This window comes from Chitinophaga polysaccharea, assembly GCF_007829335.1.
Classification (GTDB): domain Bacteria; phylum Bacteroidota; class Bacteroidia; order Chitinophagales; family Chitinophagaceae; genus Chitinophaga; species Chitinophaga polysaccharea_B.
Map to the genome: position 1 here is coordinate 1 of NZ_VIWO01000009.1, position 21,022 is coordinate 21,022.

The 21,022-nt window shown below is 46.9% G+C and carries 10 protein-coding genes; 7 read left to right on the top strand and 3 right to left on the bottom strand.

Annotation, left to right across the window (positions count from 1 at the left end):
* Positions 1-255, top strand: a 255-nt coding sequence (locus FHW36_RS24875; protein ID WP_186452590.1) for a transposase, incomplete at its 5' end; no start/stop codon positions are given.
* 125 nt (positions 256-380) lie between these two features.
* Here the strand turns inward: FHW36_RS24875 and FHW36_RS24880 are convergent.
* The 3 genes from FHW36_RS24880 to FHW36_RS24890 all read right to left on the bottom strand — a co-directional run bounded on the left by FHW36_RS24880 (position 381) and on the right by FHW36_RS24890 (position 6,053).
* Entirely contained in the window at positions 381-854 is a 474-nt protein-coding gene (locus FHW36_RS24880; protein WP_145673193.1) for an MEKHLA domain-containing protein, read from the bottom strand.
* Positions 855-864: 10 nt separating this feature from the next.
* Entirely contained in the window at positions 865-2,604 is a 1,740-nt protein-coding gene (locus FHW36_RS24885; protein ID WP_145673194.1) for a thiamine pyrophosphate-dependent enzyme, read from the bottom strand.
* Between the two features lie 659 nt (positions 2,605-3,263).
* Positions 3,264-6,053, bottom strand: coding sequence for a T9SS type A sorting domain-containing protein (locus FHW36_RS24890; RefSeq protein WP_145673196.1), 2,790 nt, complete (start codon positions 6,051-6,053; stop codon positions 3,264-3,266).
* 836 nt (positions 6,054-6,889) lie between these two features.
* Here FHW36_RS24890 and FHW36_RS24895 point away from each other — a divergent pair.
* The 6 genes from FHW36_RS24895 (at position 6,890) to FHW36_RS24920 (ending at position 20,975) form a co-directional block, all read left to right on the top strand.
* Positions 6,890-8,839 carry a family 43 glycosylhydrolase gene (locus tag FHW36_RS24895; RefSeq protein WP_145673451.1) on the top strand — a complete coding sequence of 650 codons (1,950 nt, stop codon included), beginning with the start codon at positions 6,890-6,892 and terminating at the stop codon, positions 8,837-8,839.
* A 113-nt stretch (positions 8,840-8,952) separates the two neighbouring features.
* On the top strand, positions 8,953-10,866 hold the full coding sequence (locus tag FHW36_RS24900) for an alpha/beta hydrolase-fold protein (protein ID WP_145673197.1): 1,914 nt from the start codon (positions 8,953-8,955) through the stop codon (positions 10,864-10,866).
* A 413-nt stretch (positions 10,867-11,279) separates the two neighbouring features.
* Positions 11,280-14,417: a SusC/RagA family TonB-linked outer membrane protein gene (locus tag FHW36_RS24905; protein WP_222429173.1), complete on the top strand. Its 3,138-nt coding sequence runs from the start codon at positions 11,280-11,282 to the stop codon at positions 14,415-14,417.
* Between the two features lie 11 nt (positions 14,418-14,428).
* Positions 14,429-16,306 carry a RagB/SusD family nutrient uptake outer membrane protein gene (locus FHW36_RS24910; RefSeq protein ID WP_145673198.1) on the top strand — a complete coding sequence of 626 codons (1,878 nt, stop codon included), beginning with the start codon at positions 14,429-14,431 and terminating at the stop codon, positions 16,304-16,306.
* A gap of 55 nt (positions 16,307-16,361) precedes the next feature.
* Positions 16,362-19,172 (top strand): SusC/RagA family TonB-linked outer membrane protein, encoded by a 2,811-nt coding sequence (locus FHW36_RS24915; protein WP_145673199.1) that lies wholly within the window; start codon positions 16,362-16,364, stop codon positions 19,170-19,172.
* 33 nt (positions 19,173-19,205) lie between these two features.
* Entirely contained in the window at positions 19,206-20,975 is a 1,770-nt protein-coding gene (locus FHW36_RS24920) for a RagB/SusD family nutrient uptake outer membrane protein (protein WP_145673201.1), read from the top strand.
* The last annotated feature ends 47 nt before the right edge of the window (positions 20,976-21,022 follow it).

A 21,022-nucleotide genomic window follows, 5' to 3' on the forward strand; every position in this document is an offset into this window, starting at 1 on the left:
CATGGACAAGAAGGGAACCGGATAATAGAGGTAAATCACAATTTAAATCGTTTAAAGCGACAAGTAGAAAAGCGGTTAAAAACAAAGCGGGGTATGGAAAAACGCAAACAAAGATGCCATGACACCGAACCTGTTTTTGCCAACATCAAGCATAATCATCTTTTTAAACGATTTATGATGCGAGGTATGGACAAGGTGAGTATTGAAGCTGGGTTATTAGCATTGGCACATAATCTTCGTAAAAAGGCGGCGTAAAATGACAAAAGAATATTGATTTTTTAAGATATTATCTCAAATTGATAAAATGCACCATCAAAAAAGAAGAGGCTGTACCATTTATTTATGATACAGCCTCTTACTGACTGTCCTATTTTATATTCCTATCTGATGCCTGTATACCACGCGGGCCTTTCTTCCTCCTGAAGCCAGAAAAGCGCCGCTTGTCCGAGCGGTAATCCGTCGGGATGCGTTAATCGCCATACCACGCCATCGTAAATAGTAAAAGTATTTCCGTATTTATCAACGCGAGGGCCGGTATAGTGGTAAGCGATGCCATTGAGCGTGACATCGTGTAGTAACCGCTCCCGTTCACTTCTGTCCTGCGGTGCTGCACTCAGCCGGGAAGGAAGCTGCAAGAGTTCTGCTATGTTATATTTAAAACAGGATAAGGCAAATTGATTCGCATAAATAAAATGTGGGTCCGTGCCTGTTCCGTGCGCAAGGATACTATAGGGCGCCGCTTCGTGCAACCACTGCGCGCGAGCAGTAATGCCAGCTGGCGTGGGAAGTCCCTTGCCGTTCCTGTCGAGGAAATTCTGGTCTATTTGTGTGATTAAAGAAAGAACTGACGACATACATTTGTAATTATAAATTTTTGAGACGGGGATTTTGGCCCAGCTCCTGCTGGTGATCTACGGGTATTTCAATTAGCAGGGAACGTTGCCCGTCCATTTCGATACGATGCAGCAGTTCTCCGAGGTTACTCAGATCGGGCTGCAATCGTGCTGCCTCCCAGCCGCAAGCCCTCGCGATAGCGCAATAATCAATTGCTGCCACACGGGCATGATAGTGCGGTGCGGCGATACCAGGTAGTACTTTTTCCAGTCCCTGCTCAACGATAGACAACGACTCATTGTTCAGCAGGAAAATGATGATGCCGAGCTGGCTCACTTCTCCTAAAGAACCGGAGAACAGGCGAAAACAGCCATCGCCGGTGAACAAAAAAACGGGGCGATCAGGGTCAGCTAGTTTAGCTCCGACCGCTGCCCCAAAAGCACCACCCATGGCGGAACCGCGATAGAGGGAGTAGAAGTCGATATTATCATTAGGTCTTTGGGTTACATATTGCCGGTCTTTATAAGCCAGGCAAACATCGTCTATTCCCAGCGAATGTACCGGCCACCACTTATTGAGGCGCTGATATAAAGTAGCCATATTCACATATCCTTCCCTCGGCGTGGCAAACGGGCGGTCGTTCAGATCTGCCGGCGCCTTTGCCATAGGCCTGTTGGTAAAAGGATAGCGTTGACCGGCGTCTATCAGTGCGCCTAACAAAATGTCCAGCGGTCCGTACACATGGTCATACCCGCCTGTAGCCACGTGGCGCAGACTATTTTCTACCAGTCCATATGCCTCGGAAATATTCCCCAGGAAGAAAGTATGCGCGGCATTAAAACCACTAAAATTAATGGTGTATTCATCGGGGCAGGCCCCCAGTACCAGCAGTACATCCTGTGCACCAAGTGAATTAAATAAAGACATAGCCTTATCATTTCCCCCAAAGGAAATATAGCCGTAACCGTAAGGGTTGTCCTGGCTCACCGCGTTGGCGCCGTTGATGCTCCAGATGGCGGCGGCCTGTAATTGTTCGCATAGCTGCGTGGTGAGTTGTTTGGCATGGCGATAACGTGCCATTTCTTCTCCTACCAGCAGTACTACCCGCTTATCATCCACTGTTTTCCGGAATGTAGACACAAATGCATCCAGGAAATCGTCTTCTACCGATCTTTCTTCTTCGGCCATCGGCATAGTATACTCCATTAAAGGACTTCCTACGGCTTCATTGTCTAACACCAATACCACCGGTTTGGAGCGGTCCAGCATGGCTTTCGCCTGGGCCAGTTGAGTCGTTAATGAAAATGGATCATTCAGTACAAAAACAGCTTCTCCCAGTTCTGCCCGTAGCTGTGCTATAGTATTGCTGCCATATACGGAAGTATCCTGTAATGGAGAGAAGCCTATGGTATTACTACCGGAAACGGGCACAATAAAAACTGCCGGTATGTCGTGCAACTTGGCGTCACTGAGTCCGCAGGTGATCAACCTGGTGGCGGCGCCGGTAGTGGCCACAGCGGCGGCTATTTTACCGCTTGCCAGGTAATAGCCCAGGGGGACAAATCCCGCGCTGTATTCGCCCAGCGTTAGAAAAGCAGGTTCATTGGAGGGCAGGTCGTCAAAGGGCTTGAGGTGCTTTAGGAGGTGAATAACACCACCGCCGGTAACGCCGGTATATAAAGTGATACCCCAATCGGTAAGGGTGTCTACAATGAGCTGATAGTTATCAGCCACGCAGGGAGGGTTTCCATAAAGGTTACGGAGCGTCATAGAATAGTGATTAAATTGATAAATCGCGGTTTTCTGTATGGTTTATTATGAGAACGTTGTATGAGGGCTTTTACGAAGGCTTGTTGATATGGGTTTTCAAAATGGGTTTACTATTTTGTATAAATTCACTGACGATACAAGATAAGTAGTATTTGCTGAAGCGCAAATTTTTTGGAATAAGATGGGTTAGCGAAGTGTATTTAGTTTTTTATTGTGGCCGGTTGAAAGTAAGATGCCGGCCGGATTTCGGCCGATGCGTTGCAGCGTGTGTAGTATAAATACTACAATGCTTTCGCATTTATATTACTGAAACATAGAGAGGGTAGCGCGTATTTCAAACAATGGCAATTGCTTTAACATCTTTACATACAATATGTACGAAAGTATATTTCAGCAAGGAAAGCCGGGAGTTATATACTATGAGTTTGGAAAAAGTAAACAAATTGCACTGAGAAGGTGCATACCGGCTTGAAAATATTTGAAAACATTTTGAATACAGACATCACTGCTGTTGTTATGCTGCCTGCAATTGTTATAGTCATCTCCCGGTTTTTTATCTGTATATAGTATAGGCCTGCGGCTAACCCGTGGGTCGAAATCGCCTGGGATTCCTGGAAATGCTTTACTGGAAGCATTCCCAGGAGCCAGTGAAATAGTTGTTATTGAACGATTAGCTTCTTAGTGAACCTAAATGTTTTCGAATCGATTGTGACAAGATAAAATCCCGCTCCAAGCCGTGAATTGATCTCTATTTTGTTACCGCTGCGAGCTATCTTTTCGTAAAGTATTTTGCCCTGGTTATCATAAATTCTTATGACTGTATTTTCGGAGATTTCCGGAAGAAGAATCGTAAACCTGCCTGTACTTGTAGGATTCGGATATAGGCTGACAGCATCATCATTAGTGTTAACCTTTGTTTGCAACAGGGAGCTGGTCATGGTGATGTTGAACGTCTGCGTGCTTTGGCATCCTCCGCTATTGGTATACGTGGCTACGTAGTTGCCAACCTGGTTAGCCTGGATATTTGAAATGAATACTTCCCTTGTGGCCGCACTAAAATTATTCGGCCCGCTCCATGATCCTCCCTGTATGGGCTGAGGACCAAATTGTATGTTGCTGCCGGCAGTTACAGCGGCATTGGCTGTTTGCTGCCAGGTTCCGCCATTAACCTGTACGTATGGGGTAATGGCGGTAGGCGTGCAGGCGGCGGGGTCCCAATAAATTAGACCTCTTCCGCCGCCGGCGCTCATATATACTCTTCCGGCAACGTTCATGTCGCCAATCAGCAATGGAGCACCTGCAAACTGATGAGCATCATCATTTAACCTGGCCCAGGTAGCCCCCTGGTCTGTTGATCTGAAAAGACCGGTCACACCTGATACGGTGCCCCAGATAAAAATAGTCGGATAATTCGATCCGGGCATTGTCTTTCCTATACCTATGGTTTTACAATAGGTTACATTTGAAACAGTCGTATATGCGGTTCCGTAGTTGGTGGAGTATTTTAATCCATTGCGGCCTAGAGGTACCCACACATGTCCTTCAAAGCCCGGCACTGTACGGATTTGGGCGGCTTCCCATGGATAGTTTGCCGTTGACGCGCCGGGCATACCTGCTACCGAAAAACTGGCTCCTTTATTAGCGCTCCGCAGCAGCTGCCCGTTGGAGGGATAGTAGATATAAAAATAGTTCGAATTTACCTGGTCTGCTACCGGTGCAGCGTCGCCGAGAGATACACCTGAACAGGCAGACCAGCTGGCTCCGTTGTTGGTGGTATAGTAGGTGGTGGTGGAACCTCCGGGACAATGCAGTATCGTGCCTCCGTCGGCACTGACGGCCACCCTTCCCTGGGAGCCCATATTGGTAGCAACCCCCGTCCAGGTGGCACCTTTGTCGTTCGAGTAGTAAACAACGTTTCCTCCGTTAGAAGCTCTTACCACCTTGTTGGTATTGCCTGCGGCATATGCAATGCTTTGGTTGTTACCATCTGTGGGACTAAGTTTTTTGGCCGGATAGGAAGTCAGCGGCTCATGCACAAAGCCCGTTACATCTCCAAAGGAAGAAATAAATGGGCCTCCGGGAATACTGATGCCGTCGAGTAACGCTGTTTCTTCAAGCCCTATTACATCGTATTTCCAGGAAGGATTTGCAGCGGTGATATCGGAACAGGTATATACGCCACCTCCGCCGATAACCCGCACTTTTGAAAGGTTGGACTGGTCAAACTCGATACAGTCCATCCAGTTAACGGCGCCGCCGTTAGTCCATGCCATGCCGTTGCTGTCATAGGTGGCATTCGTACCGTTTTTAAGGGTCCAGGTAGCTCCGCCGTCGGTAGAGAGAAAAATAAAGTCTCCCCAGCCGGTACCAAACTGGTTGTTCCAATACATGCCACACGAAGAAACGATGACCCGGTTAACATTCGTTGGGTCGATACTTACTCCCCCGTATGGATAATCCTTCGAAGAAACAGGAGTAACGTTTGTCCACACACCGGTGGCGGTGTTGAGCTTATATAACTTTCCATTGCCTCCACTGGATTGCGGGCCGGCATCATCCGAATAGGTAACATACATGGTTGTTCCCTGCAGCGCTGCCCGGTGCGGCATAAAACTGGTTGTGGCAGAAATGTTGGTAAAGGTGGCTCCTCCGTCTGTACTCTTATAGATATTCCCACTGCCGGTGCGGGAAACGCCTATGTAAATGGTTTGGCTAGCCCCGCCCACTACGTTACCGGAAGGATCATACATGACAAAACATATCCCGTTTTCATTGGGGGTAGTAGTAACGCCATTCCAGGCAAGGTTCCAGGTAACGCCGCCATCCGTACTTTTCCAAAGTCCGTTGGCCCTGGTTCCGCAGAATAATATGTTACTGTTTTTGGGATCTACTGCAAGGCGTTCTCCATTCCCGCGTCCGTTGCCATTTCCATGCGCTTTAAATTTAGCCGTAACGTCGGTATAAGTGAAAGTATTCCCTTTGTCCGTGGATTTCAATATGGCCGTTCTTCCGCCATTGATATAAGAAGTCCCACAGAGCATATAAACATTATTGGCATTCTGTGGGTCCAGTGCTAAGGCTTCCACGCCAATAAAGCCATTTTCAGACTCGTTAAGCCAGTCGAGTAACTGAATCCATTTATTATTCGCCGCATCCCAGCGATAGGCTCCGCCTACATCCGTGCGGCAATACCTGTCGCCGGATGTTTTGTGGGTAATAATGCCCGTTACAAATCCGCCACCGCCAATAGGTGCATTCTTCCAGGTATAGCTGGCGGTGGTCTGTGCGTTCACGTTATAGCCCGGAAACGTCGTACATACGGAGAGCAAACAGAGGATGGCAAGCACCTTTTGCCTGAACAGCGGGTATGCTTTAGCCGACATAAAAGATCCGCGAATAACGGGTAACATAGCGCTGTGATTAAATGGTTGCAGTAGTTTTGTTTTCATAAACGTTGAATGGTTTAAGTGAATCAATCCGGAAAAAGCAAAAGCGGCAAGACAGGTCGTACCCTTTATCGCAGAGAAAGCCCGTCCGGGGTGCCACCTCATCGGCAGCAACGGTATTGTTGATGTTTTAGACCGCAATGAAAGCTCCCTGGGGCCGAAGCCGCGGTAATCTTATCTGATAATCTTTGAACAAAGGCATCATCACCTGCGAAAGGAATTAATAGGGTGCCCATAGCAGCTACAATCGTCAGTGATTCGTTTTGGATGATTTCATATTTTCATATTTATATATTGGTTGAGTACATCATGAATACAGTGATACTTCAATGAGGATGCTGACAGCGTGGCGGCACGCAGGGGAAGCCATTGGAAGATTAACGGCAATAGCGGGTTTTTCATAACTGGAAATCTTTCTCTTAATTTTTCATAACTGGAAATCTCTCCCTCGATAAGCTGAGGTGAAACTACTAAGATGTTCTTTAAAACAGGGGCCCCAAATGTTACAGATTGTGGGAAGAAATGTTACAACACCTGGGTTTTGAAATAATTTTCCTGGCTAAACCTCTTTGCGGGGCTTTTTTCTTTTCTAATATCCACCCTTTCCTGTCATTATGTCGTGTTTGATGTATTTTATACAACTACCCCCCCCATTAAATAAATACACGCTAAGAATGGGAGGTTTAGATCTCTTATATTCCCTGACGAAACATTTTTACTCGTTATTTCAACATTTGTGGCGGTCACTTGAGGGGAGGGCTGATTACTTTGTACTCACAAAAAATAGTTGCCAGATGTTTTTAAGAGTATTGATTTTTGTCTTTATAGGTTTGACTTTGATGATAAAAAACGGGTTTACCCAGCAAAGTAATGCTATTCGCTCATTTGATCCGTCGCCGGAAGAGGAAATGGCGGCTGTCCATTTTTATACCTCGGTTAATACCTATGTGAACCCGGTCTTGCCCGGCGATCATCCTGATCCTACGTTGCTGAAGGTAGGAAACGATTTTTATCACTGTGGCTCTTCTTTTCATTTTAATCCCTATCTACCCATTTATCATTCCACAGACCTGGTACATTGGAAAGTGGTTAGTCGTGTGTTATCGCCGGCAAATACCAATATAGTAACAGACCGCCCGGGAGCAGGTGTATGGCAGGGGGCCATCACTTATTTTTATGGGTCTTATTGGATTTATTTTTCTTCGCAGGGACAATGGTTTTCGAAGGCATCATCACCGGCCGGGCCATGGTCTCACCCGGTACGGGTAAACGAAAATGCGGGGACAGGACCACTCGGCTATGATAATTCCATTTTTGTAGATGATGATGGTAAGCCTTATATGGTGATAAAAAATGGCCAGAAAGTGAACAGGTTGCAGGCACTCGGAAAGGATGGACAACTCACCGACTCAGTGATCGACCTCGATTGGATGAACGCGAAACTCCAGTACAGCTGGGCGGAAGGTCCGGTGATGTGTAAGCGGAATGGCTACTATTATTATTTCCCCGCCGGTGACGTATCAGGCGGCCAATATGTTTTGCGGACAAAGGAGTTAACGGCCGATTCCTCGAAGTGGGAGCGACTGGGCGATTTTTTCAAGCCTATTACGGACCCCAACAATACGTTCCCGCGTCCCAATCATATTTCAGCGCCCGTACAACTGGCAGATGGCACCTGGTGGACCATAGGTCAGAGTTATGAAAAGCATGGCAACGATGATTGGTCCGGCATGGGGCGACAAACATCGCTTTACCGGGTATTATGGGAAGGCGACCGTCCGTGGGGAGTAGCACCGGCTAGTGGTCCGGTACCGAAGCCCGCACTGGATAATGATAACACGCCCTGGCGCAGTGTACATACAGATCGTTTTGACACCGATAGCCTGGGGCCCTGGTGGCATTTCTTAACAAAATCTGCGGCCGCTGCCTATTCGTTGACCCAACACAAAGGATGGATCCGCCTGTCCCCGGATACCGGGCGAACACACCTGCTACAAAAGGAAACGGATCATTACTATTCGGCTGTTACGCAGGTACAAGTGACCAACAGCAATGCAGCAGCGCAGGGTGGTATTTATCTTACCAATGGAAAGCAAAGCGTAGTAGCCCGCCTTTATTATGCTTCAGGGAAAAATCCACGTATTGTGTTTCAATTGGATACAGCCTTGAGAGAATTACCTCGCCCTAAAGGAAAAGATGTTTGGCTTAAACTGCAAAGGTTTGAACACCAGTTAACCGGCTTCTTCAGTACCGACGGTAAAAACTGGCAGCAGGTGGGTGTGCCCGTAAGTGCAGTGCCCATCGATAAAGCGCAACCTGATTTTAACAGCTGGGTAGGTACCAGCATCGGGCTGTTTGCAGAAAGAGGCCCGGTTGACTTTCGCTTTTTTGTTTGTAAAGACGGATTTTCCTCACTGCCGGCTATAGGAAGCAGCAACTATTATGGTATCAGCAAAATAAAACAAGGGCAAGGTACCGGCGTTAGTACTTCTTCTGTACATGGTGGATGGTTAATGATATCAGGAGTGGATTTTGGAGCCGCCGGCGAAGCAAAGGCGGTTGAAATAACAGGTAATGCTACCCGGGGTGGCCAATTGGAACTACTGACAGACGACCTCGAGAAAGGAAAACAGGTTGCAGTAGTGCAGGTAAAACCTGGCGGGCGCCTCCTCCACACAGGCAGCCTGCGCCAGGTGTCTGGTCAACATGATCTTTTTATCCGGTTCCCCGGGAAGTCTCCTGGAGATATTATGATAGAAAGCGTTCGGCTCTTAAGACAAGAAAAATAACGGGCCGCTTTGGTGGCAATGTTCCTGTTATTATATTAACTGTTTAAATGACATTTATTATTTTAGGGAATAACCGGTCGACAAATTTATATAGACGTAAAAAATCCCACGATATGAAAAAAACACTATTTGGTCTTTCTGTTTTTCTATGGGCTGCGCTACCTGCGTTTACCCAAAACGTTGTTGAACATGCAGCACCGGGTTTTGACATCCCGCGTGCAGCAATATCACACGGCAGCATCGATACCATCAGTTACAACTCCACAACAGTAGGTAATCCGCGCAGGGCGCTGATTTATACCCCACCAGGATTTTCCCGGCAACATAAGTACCCGGTACTATACCTGCTGCATGGTATCGGAGGTGACGAAAAAGAATGGTTAAATGGCGGCTCGCCCCAGGTAATCCTGGATAACTTATACGCCGATGGGAAAATTGAGCCGATGATCGTAGTCATGCCCAACGGCAGGGCCATGAAAGACGACCGGGCAACAGGTAATATTATGGCGCCGGACAAAGTACAGGCGTTTGCCACTTTTGAAAAAGATTTACTAAGCGATCTTATCCCGTATGTACAAAAGAAGTATCCTGTTTACACCGACAAGGATCACCGGGCCATTGCGGGCTTGTCGATGGGCGGGGGGCAGTCACTGAATTTTGGTCTCGGCAACCTGGATAAATTTGCATGGATAGGCGGCTTCTCATCTGCCCCCAATACCAAAACACCGGAACAGCTGGTGCCGGATCCTGCAGCCGCAAAACAGCAAATAAAGCTGCTTTGGATCTCCTGCGGCGCCAGCGATGGATTAATTACCTTCAGTAAGCGCACGCACGATTACCTGCAAAAGAACAATGTGCCGCATATCTATTACATTGAGTCGGGCGTACACGATTTTAAAGTGTGGAAGAATGGATTATATATGTTTTCCCAACTGATTTTTAAACCAGTAGACACTACCACCTTCTCAAAATATCAAGTGGCAGGCGTACCTGCGGAGACCAATGTGCGCAATGCAAAGTATCCGCAGATACTGGCCGATCACCGTGTGATCTTCCAGGTTAAAGCGCCGGAAGCGCGGACGGTACAGGTAGACCTGGGCCGTAAATATGATATGGTAAAAGATTCCGGTGGTTTGTGGACAGTAACAACAGATTCCATAGGGGAGGGCTTTCACTACTATTCATTGCTGATAGATGGCGTGGCCGTTGCCGATCCCGCCAGTGAAACTTTTTATGGTATGGGAAGAATGGCAGCCGGTATTGAAATACCCGGCGCCAATTATTATGCCCTGAAAGACGTGCCGCACGGAGATATCCGCACCAGGAAATATTTTTCCAGGGTTACAGGTGCATGGCGGCAGTTATATATCTATACCCCGCCCGGCTATGACGAAAATACAAAAAGGAAATATCCGGTGCTCTATATTTTACACGGTGGTGGCGAAAATGAAACTGGCTGGGCCAAACAAGGCAAGGCCGACCTGATCATGGATAATTTGATTGCTTCGAAAAAAGCCGAACCCATGTTGATCGTGATGCCGGATGCTAATGTTGGCGGTACGGCTTTCGATGAATCATCATTGACAACATTTGAGTCGGAGCTGAAGGAGGTGATTATTCCCCTGGTAGAAAAGCAATTTCGCGTTGAAACCGATGCCAGCAAAAGGGCATTAGCTGGTTTATCTATGGGAGGCATTCATACGCTTTACACTGGTATTAAAAACACGGAGCTGTTTTCCTACCTGGGAGTATTTAGTTCGGGCTGGCTGCAGCCGAGGCAAAGTGCCGTTGCAGCAGCTCAGTATGATTTTATGAAAGCTAATGCCACCACGATTAACAACCGCCTGAAAGCACTGTGGATTTCAATGGGAGGAAAAGAGGATATTGCCTTTAAGAACTGCCAGCTTATGCTGGCAAAGTTGGATGAACTAAAGATCAGATATGCCTATAGCGAATATCCGGGCGGCCATACCTGGCCGGTATGGAGAAATAACTTATTCAACTTCGCCCAACAGCTTTTTAAATAAATGCGTTGCTGGTTATTACAATGGCTGTTAAACGCCGGGAGGTAAGGGGGCTGTCTGTTTAGACATTATTGCTATCCTTTTGGAGATTAGTGCCATGGATATATACTTCCCTATTGTAGATTCGATTCATGTTTTTTGTTCCAATATCTTGTCACCCTTCTTCAATTGTTACGTTATGAAAAAATGCGCTACTTAAAACGCTAAATGATTACTTATGAAATTTCAATGCGTCTGGGTCACCACGTCCCATTACAACCAATTTCAGTTTCATCCTTAACCGGGTAGTATCAGCATTGCTATCGCTGTACTGTCTTTTTATCGCATTGTGATTGTTTATGCCGGTATTCCGGCGCGATGGTCTTTTACAGGCTGTCAGCACCCTTATTGCCCTAACATTAAATTTTTTGAATTCCATGTTTAAAATGATTCTTTCGCAGATGTCATGGAAATGGCTGGTAGTGACGGCGTTTATGTTGTCGGCATTACCCGGTTATTTGCCGTTACAAGCCCAGGATGCAGGTCTGGTCCGGGGAGTAGTGCTGGATGAGAAAAAGACGCCCATCCCGGGTATAACAGTACTGGTAAAAGATACGAAGGTAAGTACCAGTACGGATGGGGATGGTAAGTTCGCCATTCATGTTCCGTCTGGCAAACAGGTACTTGTTTTTAGCTACATAGGAAAAGTATCACAGGAAGTAAATATCCAGAACAGATCGGATATAGCTGTTGTCATGAAAGATAAAGTGGTTGGCTTAGAAGATGTAATAGTAGTGGGTTATGGCCGGCAGAAACAGGCAAGTGTGGTAGCTGCTGTTTCCCAAACTACCGGCAAAGTACTGGAACGGGCAGGCGGCGTATCAAATATTGGTGCAGCGCTCACCGGGAATGTACCTGGTTTGATTACTGCCCAAAGTACGGGGTTGCCCGGCGAAGAAGACCCCCAGCTGCTTATCCGTGGTCTTAGCACCTGGAATAATAGCAATCCCCTGATCCTGGTGGATGGGGTGGAACGTCCTATGAGCAGTGTGGATATAGGCTCTGTAGAAACGGTCACCGTTTTAAAAGATGCTTCGGCAACTGCAGTATTTGGTTCACGCGGCGCCAACGGCGTTATCCTCATTACCACCAAAAGAGGAAAAGCGGGGAAAGCATCTATTCGCGCTACCGTGAATACCATTATGAAAGCGCCTTCTAAATTACCGGGCAAAGCAGATTCATATGATGCGCTTCGTACCGTTAACGAAGCTATTGAGTACGAGTTGGCATTGAAGCCTGAAAGCTGGAACAACTACTACCCACAGGCCATTTTAGATAAATACCGGCACCCGGCCAACCTGGAAGAAGCGGAACGCTATCCTAATGTAGATTGGGCAAAAACCTTATTCAAGGATCATGCGATGTCGCAAAATGCCAACGTGAATATCAGCGGGGGGACGCGTTTTGTCAAATACTTTACCAGTGCAGACTTTCTGCATGAAGCAGATCTTTTTAAAATTTATGATAATAAACGCGGGTATAAACCCGGTTTCGGCTTTAACCGGTTAAATGCACGTTCTAACCTGGATTTTCAATTAACGTCGTCTACGCTCTTTAAAGTAAATCTCGCGGGTTCGTATGGTGTACGGAAAAGTCCGTGGGGATTTTCCGGTAATCAGTATGGATCCTGGATTGATGCCTATACCACTGCGCCGGATGTATTTCTACCGGTATATTCCGATGGCTCCTGGGGGTACTATGCACCCAATGAAGGAAGGGCGGAGAATTCGGCCAGAAACCTGGCTGTAGGTGGTATCCAATATCAGACCACTACCCGCATCACCACCGACTTTACGGTGGAACAAAACCTGGATATGCTCCTTAAAGGATTAAAGTTTAATGGTACGCTTTCCATGGACAATACTTTCGTGGAAAGTAACAGGGGAGTCAATGACCTTTATAATGATGTTCAGCGTAAATGGATCGATCCTGCCACGGGGAATGTATTTTATAAGAGCGCTTTTGACGGTGTAACCAATTTCGATTTCCAGGAAGGGGTAAAATGGACGCCGGCAGCAGGAGCGGTGACGGATAACCAGCGCCGGTTATTCTACCAGTTGCAGCTGAATTATGCCAAAACCATTGCGGATAAGCACAGTGTAACCGCCATGGGACTCCTGAATCGCAATGTTACCGCTTACGGCAGCATGATACCCTCGTACCGGGAAGACTGGGTGTTTCGTACCACCTATACCTACAATGATAAGTATACGTTCGAGTATAATGGCGCTTATAACGGTTCCGAAAAATTTGCCCCCAAATACCGGTTTGCCTTCTTCTCCTCAGGGGGTGTAAACTGGATTGTATCCAATGAAAAATTCATGAAGAATATCAGGTTCCTGGATCTGTTAAAGTTCCGTGCTTCATACGGACAAACGGGTTTTGATAACGTGGCGGGCCGCTTTTTATACCTTACCGACTGGGCATATGGCGGACAGGCGCGACTGGGCACCACCGGGGAAGGCGCCGAGCAAAGTCCATATAACTGGTACCGGGAAGCTACTGTAGGTAATCCCAATGTGCAGTGGGAGCAGGCAGAGAAATTCAATGTGGGTACCGACTTTGAATTATTCAAAGGATTCATAAAAGGTAAGGCTGATTTCTTCCAGGACAGGCGCTCTAAAATATTATTAGCTAACCGGTCTTCCGTACCTTCTTATTATGGTGCCACGCCACCGGTGGCCAACCTGGGCAGGGTAAATTCCCAGGGTTATGAGCTGGAGCTGCACTTCAACTACCAGGCATCTAAACAAACCCGGGTTTGGGCCGATCTGAATATGACCCATACAAAAAATAAAGTCATCGAGGCTGATAACCCCGCATTGCTGCCGGCTTATCAAAAATCGGAAGGCATGCAGATTGGTCAGGCTTATTCCTACGTGAGCCAGGGATACTATAACACCTGGGATGAGCTGTATGGTAGTACAATACATAATACCAACGACAATCAGAAATTACCGGGCAACTATTACCTCGTGGATTACAACGGTGATGGTGTGATTGACGCGCGGGATAATATCCCTTATGGACATAGCGGCTGGCCTACGAATACCTACAATGCCACTTTGGGCGTAGACTGGAGAGGAATGAGTGCTTTTGTACAATTCTATGCCGCTAATAACGTCACCCGCCAGGTGGTTTTTAATAGTTTGGGATCCCAGGGACATACCGTTTATGATGAGGGTAGTTACTGGTCAAAGAACAACACCAATGGAGATGTGCCAATGCCCCGCTGGTTGTCAACACCGGCAGATTATTACCGGGGTACTCAATATATGTATGATGGTTCCTATCTGCGACTAAAGAACGCAGAAATTGCCTATACATTTAACACAGGCTTTATAAAGCGTGTAGGGCTTGAATCGCTGAGAGTATATCTCAACGGGAATAATCTGGCGGCCTGGAGCAAGATGCCGGATGACCGTGAATCAAACTTTGCCGGCACTGGCTGGGCATCGCAGGGAGCATATCCTACTGTAAAGCGTTATAATCTCGGCGCCAATTTTACCTTCTAAACATGACCGTTATGAATAAATATATAAAGCTGTTATTGGCAACCTTTGGCATAACCGCCATTCATGGCCTGTCATCCTGTACAAAGTTTCTCGACAGGGAACCACAATCTATTGTATCGGCAGATAATGCCTTTAAAACCTTCATTAGTTTTCAGGGGTATACCGAAGAACTCTATCACTGCATCCCGGATTTTACAAATGCTTACTGGACGAATTCCTGGAATTGGGGGGAAGATGAAATTCAATCTACCGCGCGTGATTTTCATTTCATTATAAAAATAGATAACGGTGATTTCTGGGGATGGCAATCACAATTTGATGGCTGGCAGGCAGGGTGGATGGATCGGAACAACACCAGCACCAACGACGACCGAATGGCAAAATCATTGTGGAAACTGGGCTGGTATGGCATTCGTAAAGCCAATATGGGCCTCGAAAACCTCAATAAGCTCACCGATGCCACCCAGGAAGAAAAAGACCTGATCAAAGGTCAGCTATTGTTTTTCAGAGGTTGGTTTCATTTTATGTTCATTCAGTATTTTGGTGGATTGCCCTATATCGATAAAGTACTTCCGGGCGATCAGAAGCTAACATTGCCCAGGCTGAAGTATAACGAATGCGCAGATAAAGCAGCTGCAGATTTCAGTGAAGCGGCAAAGCTGCTGCCGGTAAACTGGGATAATACTATTGCCGGGAAAAGGACGCTGGGAAAAAATCAGCTACGCATTAATAAGATCATGGCGTTGGGTTATCTCGGGAAAAACTACCTATGGGCTGGAAGTCCGCTGATGAATTATGTATCTACCGGCAGCAAAACCTACAGCACCACCTACTGCCAGAAAGCGGCCGAAGCCTTCGGTGAACTGTTGCAACGCTGCGAGTCGGGCGACGCTCCATATAGTCTCGTGGATTTTTCAAAGTACTATACTAATTTCTATAGCGCCGGCCAAAATTGGCTAATGCCAGGCAGTACAGAAGCTATTTTTCGCGGTCCTTACTATGGTGCACATGGTTCTACCTATGGCACCGCAAAACAGTATGGTTCCGCTTTGCTGACAGGGGAAACCATCACCTTTGCGCCTACTGCTAACTACGTAGATTATTATGGCATGGCTAATGGGCTACCCATCAAAAACATTACACAGGCAGATCCGGAATCGGGCTACGATCCGGCATACCCCTGGAAAGGAAGGGATCCCCGTTTTTATAATGATATCATTTTCGATGGCGTGAAATGTGTGCAAGGTGCTACTACAGACGAAAAGAACCGCTACGCGAATCTTTTCACCGGTGGCAGTTACCGCGATGTTAGTAGCGCCAGCCGCACCGGTTATTTGCTCCACAAGTTTGTTCCAATGACTGCCAATAGATTTGATAACGGTTGGAGCTATGATAAAGCGCTCAATATCCATCTGCCTTACATGCGCCTGGCAGACGTGTATCTGATGTACGCAGAAGCAGCGGCTGAGGGATATGGATCCGCTACAGGAAAATCCGGTAATTATACCAAAACGGCATTGGACGCCATTAATGCGATCCGCGACCGGGCAGGAGCGGGACATGTGGCCGCACGCTTTACTGGTGCGCTGGATGAATTTATGAGCGAAGTCCGGCGCGAAAGGGCGGTGGAACTCTCTTTTGAAGGCCATCGCTTTAATGACCTGAGAAGGTGGATGTTGCTGATACAAAGTCCGTATACCCTAAAAAAATCTGTTGAGTTTGACCGGTCGCCAGCATTCAGTACTACTGATCCCACGAATAATAGGGTACTCAACTTACGTGAAGCGGTAATCCTGGAACGCAAGTATTCCGAGAAACACTATTGGTTGCCGCTGAAAAATGCAGACGCCAATATGTACCTGGAGTTTAAACAGAATCCTGGTTGGTAAAACGTACAATTCCTACTTGTATCGTTTACGCTAATTTCAAAAATTCATGAATCAGATGAAAGCATTAATAGCCGCTATAGCGCTGACGGGCCTCATGCCGGTGGCGCAGGCACAAGATACTACGGGCATTGCGATATCAAATGTTCCTGACAACAATATGGTGCAGGTAGCATTCCGCAAGCTGAACAAAAGAGAGCTGCCGGGTGGTATTTCCGTGGTAGACGTATTGCCGCAAATGACACAAAACTATATGAACTATAGCCTCGAAAATATGGAGAGCTGGGCCAGTGGTTTTAACGGTAATAGTATATGGGGAATGGGAAATTACCTGCTTGTCATTGATGGCGTGCCCCGCGAGGCTACCAATGTACTGCCCACCGAAATAGCGCAAATCTCTTTTCTCAAAGGGGTGAATGCAGTGGCATTATATGGCAGCCGGGCCGCGAAAGGGGTGGTATATATTACTACCAAGAGAGGAAAAGCCGGTAATCAACGGATAGACGTAAGAGCAAACGGCGGGATCAACGTCCCCAAAGCATATCCCACCTACCTGGGATCAGCGGAGTATATGACGCTCTATAATGAGGCGCGCCGTAATGATGGACTTACGGATTTATATAGCCCTGAGACTATTTATCAGTATGCTTCCGGTAAGAATAAATACAGGTATCCCGATGTAGATTATTATTCAGATGAATACCTTAAAAAATTCTTTAGCCGCTACGATGTAACGGCGGAAATATCCGGTGGAAATAATAAGGCACGCTATTATACGAATATCGGTTACCAGGCTTCCGGATCGTTGCTCAATTTTGGTGAGGCCCGGCAAAATGGGAAATCTGACCGCCTCAATCTGCGTGGTAACGTAGACGTTAACCTGAGCGATTATATTTCCTGTAATGTTGATGCCAGCGCTATCTTTTATACCGGAAGGGGAGTAAATACGGATTACTGGGGAAGTGCTGCAAACTTGCGCCCTTATCGTTTTGCGCCACTTATTCCTTTAGATAGAATAGAAGGAGATGATGAGGCATCCAATGTGCTCGTAAAAAACAGTAATCATATTATCGACGGGAAGTATTTGCTGGGAGGAACACAGCTGGATCAGACAAATCCTTTTGCGGCGATCTACGCCGGTGGTAACAACCGTTATATTAGCCGGCAGTTCCTGTTCAATACAGGCGTGAATGCAGACCTTAGAAATTTGCTGAAAGGACTTACTTTCCGTGCCACGTTTGCAGTTGATTATAATACATCTTACAACCTGGCTTATAATAATAATTACGTGGTGTATGCTCCCACCTGGAATACTTATTCCGGTAAGGACTTAATCAGCAGCCTGACACAATATGGGCAGGATGCTACTTCCGGCGTACAGAATGTTAGCAGTAGCTGGTATCGTCAGACTATTGCTGCTACTGGCCAGTTTAATTACCTGAATACCATCCGTGGCAAGCACCATCTTTCTGCTGTTTTACTGGTGAATGGTTTCCAGCAATCAGAGTCGGCGGTATATCACCGTACCAGCAATGCTAACCTGGGTTTGCAGCTGGGCTATGATTTTAAAAACACCTACTACATAGATTTTAGCAGTGCCATGATTCATAGTGCGAAGCTGCCGGAAGGAAATAGAAATGCTTTTTCTCCAACGGTGTCACTGGGCTGGCGAATTAGTAATGCACCTTTCCTGCGGGCAATATCGGCCATTGATGAGCTGCGTTTGACTGCTTCCGCGGGAGTATTGCATACTGACCTGGATATAGCCTCATATTATTTATACCAGGGAGTATATACCACGCAGGGAAGCTGGTTTGGCTGGAAAGATGGTACTGGCGTGCAGGCTACAGAGTCGCGCCGGGGCGCCAATCCTGATATGCGTTTTCCCAAAAGGGAAGAAATCAGTATTGGCCTGGATGGCTCTTTCTTTCATCAGTTAATAAAACTGGAAGGTAATTTCTTCGTCAATAAAATTACCGGAAATATCATTCAGCCAGATGTACTTTATCCTTCTTATTTCACCACCGGGTTCCCGTCATCCTCTTTTATCCCCTACATCAATTATAACGATGATAAACGAGTGGGCGCCGATTTCAGCCTTAGCTTCCATAACAAGTTGCGGGAGGTCAGTTATACAATAGGACTGGTAGGCAGCTATTATAAAACAACCGCAGCGAAACGCGCGGAGTTGTATGCTGATAACTATCAATATCGTCAGGGTAAGCCTTTGGATGCTATATGGGGATTACAAAACCAGGGATTCTTCCGGGATGCAGATGATATTAAAAATTCTCCGGCCCAGGCTTTTGGCCAGGTAAAACCAGGCGATATTAAGTATAAAGATCAAAATGGGGACGGCATTATTGATGCCCGCGATGAAGTGTACCTGGGTCGTGCCGGCTGGGCTGGTTCTCCGCTTACATTGGGACTTAACCTGAGTGCCAAATGGAGAAACTTCTCCTTCTTTGCGCTGGCTGTAGGGCGTTTTGGCGCGTATGGTATGAAGAATAGCTCCTGGTTCTGGGTAGATGGAGAAGATAAATATTCTGCCGTGGTAAGAGACCGCTGGACGCCCGAAACAGCGCAAACCGCCAAATATCCCCGTCTTACAACATTTGCCAGCGATAATAATTTCCGCAGTTCAGATTTCTGGTTGTACAAAACTGACCGTATAGACCTGGCGAAAGTCCAGATCTCTTATGATATGAGCGGATTGCTGGGCAGGAAGAAAGTACTGAAAGAAATGGGGGTATATATCAGCGGTTTTAATTTACTAACGGTGTCGGCCGAACGCAAAACAATGGAAATGAATGTGGGTGCCGCGCCGCAAACACGCTTGTATAACCTTGGTATAAAGGGATTGTTTTAATCTTTTTCATTCGCATAACTAAGTTCCCGTTTTATGAAAAGAAATATTATCTTTTTGCTGGCCTGCCTTTGGCTATTTGCCGGTTGTAAAGATCTGCTGGTGCCGGAAATTGAGAATAACCGGAACCTGAATTCAGGTAAATATCCTCCCAATGATGCCGCGTTGCCATTTGGCATATTGCTGAATGGCTATAACCGGATACCCACTAATTCCTGGTCCTTTAATGATGTAGCCACCGACGACGCCGTGACGAACGATCAGAGTAATGGTTTCCTGAAAATGGCGAATGGGCAATGGACAGCAAATAACAATCCGCTGAGTCAGTGGACCAACGCATATGCGGCCATTCAGTATCTTAACATCATATTACGTGATGTAGATACCGTACATTGGGTGTCGGACCCCATCGTAAGTAAATTATTTGCGATGCGGATAAAGGGTGAAGCCGCCGGTTTACGCGCACTTTTCTATTATCACTTATTGCAGGCGCACGGGGGCGTGTCTGAAGGCGGTGCTGTACTGGGGGTGCCAATTATCACGGACGTACAAGGATCCAATGCTGATTTCAATAAACCGCGCGCTACTTTTGAGGCTTGTATGAAGCAAATTTACAGTGATCTGTCAATGGCAGATCAGTTGCTTCCTCTGGACTACGAAAATATTGGAAGCGCCGCGCTCATCCCTGCGAAATATGGCACTGTGAGCCTCGAACAGTATAACCGGGCCTTTGGCGCCGCTTTCCGCGGATTCCTTACCGGACGTATTGCAAAGGCAATCCGGTCAAAAGCCGCATTGCTGGCTGCCAGCCCGGCTTTTGGTACCGGTAATACCACTACCTGGGCCGATGCTGCCGACTATGCCGGGGAAGTACTTTCTCTTAAAGGAGGTGTGGGTGCATTGGCTTCCAATGGTCTTACCTGGTATGCTAACGCCGCTGAAATTGCGGGATTGGCCGATGGCGCCAATCCCGCAGAAATACTCTGGAGAAATAATTATGGCGACAACCGCGACCTGGAGCAGGCCAATTATCCACCCGGATTATTTGGTAATGGACGTATCAATCCTACCCAGAACCTGGTGGACGCTTTCCCTATGGCCAACGGAATGCCTATTGGCAGCGCAGGCAGCGGCTATGATGCCACCAATCCCTATACAAACAGAGATCCCCGGTTGCGCATGTTTATCCTGGTGAACGGTGGAACTGCCGGGCCGAATAATACGGTTATCAGTACGGCGGCCGACGGCGGTACTAATGATGGACTTAACATAGTAGGAACATCTACCCGAACCGGGTACTATTTACGCAAGCTGTTGCGCCAGGATGTAAACCTTAACCCTAATTCCACCAATAATCAACGGCATTACAAACCCCATATCCGGTATACAGAAATTTTTCTCAATTACGCCGAAGCCGCAAATGAAGCCTGGGGACCATTAGGAGCCGGTAAGTATCCATTTTCTGCCTATGATGTGATCAAAGCTATTCGCAAAAGAGCAGGTGTAGGTACTACTAACGGGGACGCTTACCTCGAAGAAGCCAAAGGTAATAAAGACCAGATGAGAGAGCTGATCAGGAATGAGCGGAGAATAGAATTATGCTTTGAAGGATTTCGCTTCTGGGATCTGCGCCGCTGGAAGGTTAACCTTGGTGAAACTGCCAGAGGGGTGAGCATAAAAAATAATGTTCCTGCTGTTATGAATGTGGAAACCCGCCAGTTTCTGCCATTCATGACCTATGGCCCTATTCCTTACGGGGAAATACTGAAGTTTGGCACACTCGAACAAAACAAAGGCTGGCATTAATAGAAGCCATGTGCAGAGATCATTTTTAATTGAATTTTTGAAAACAG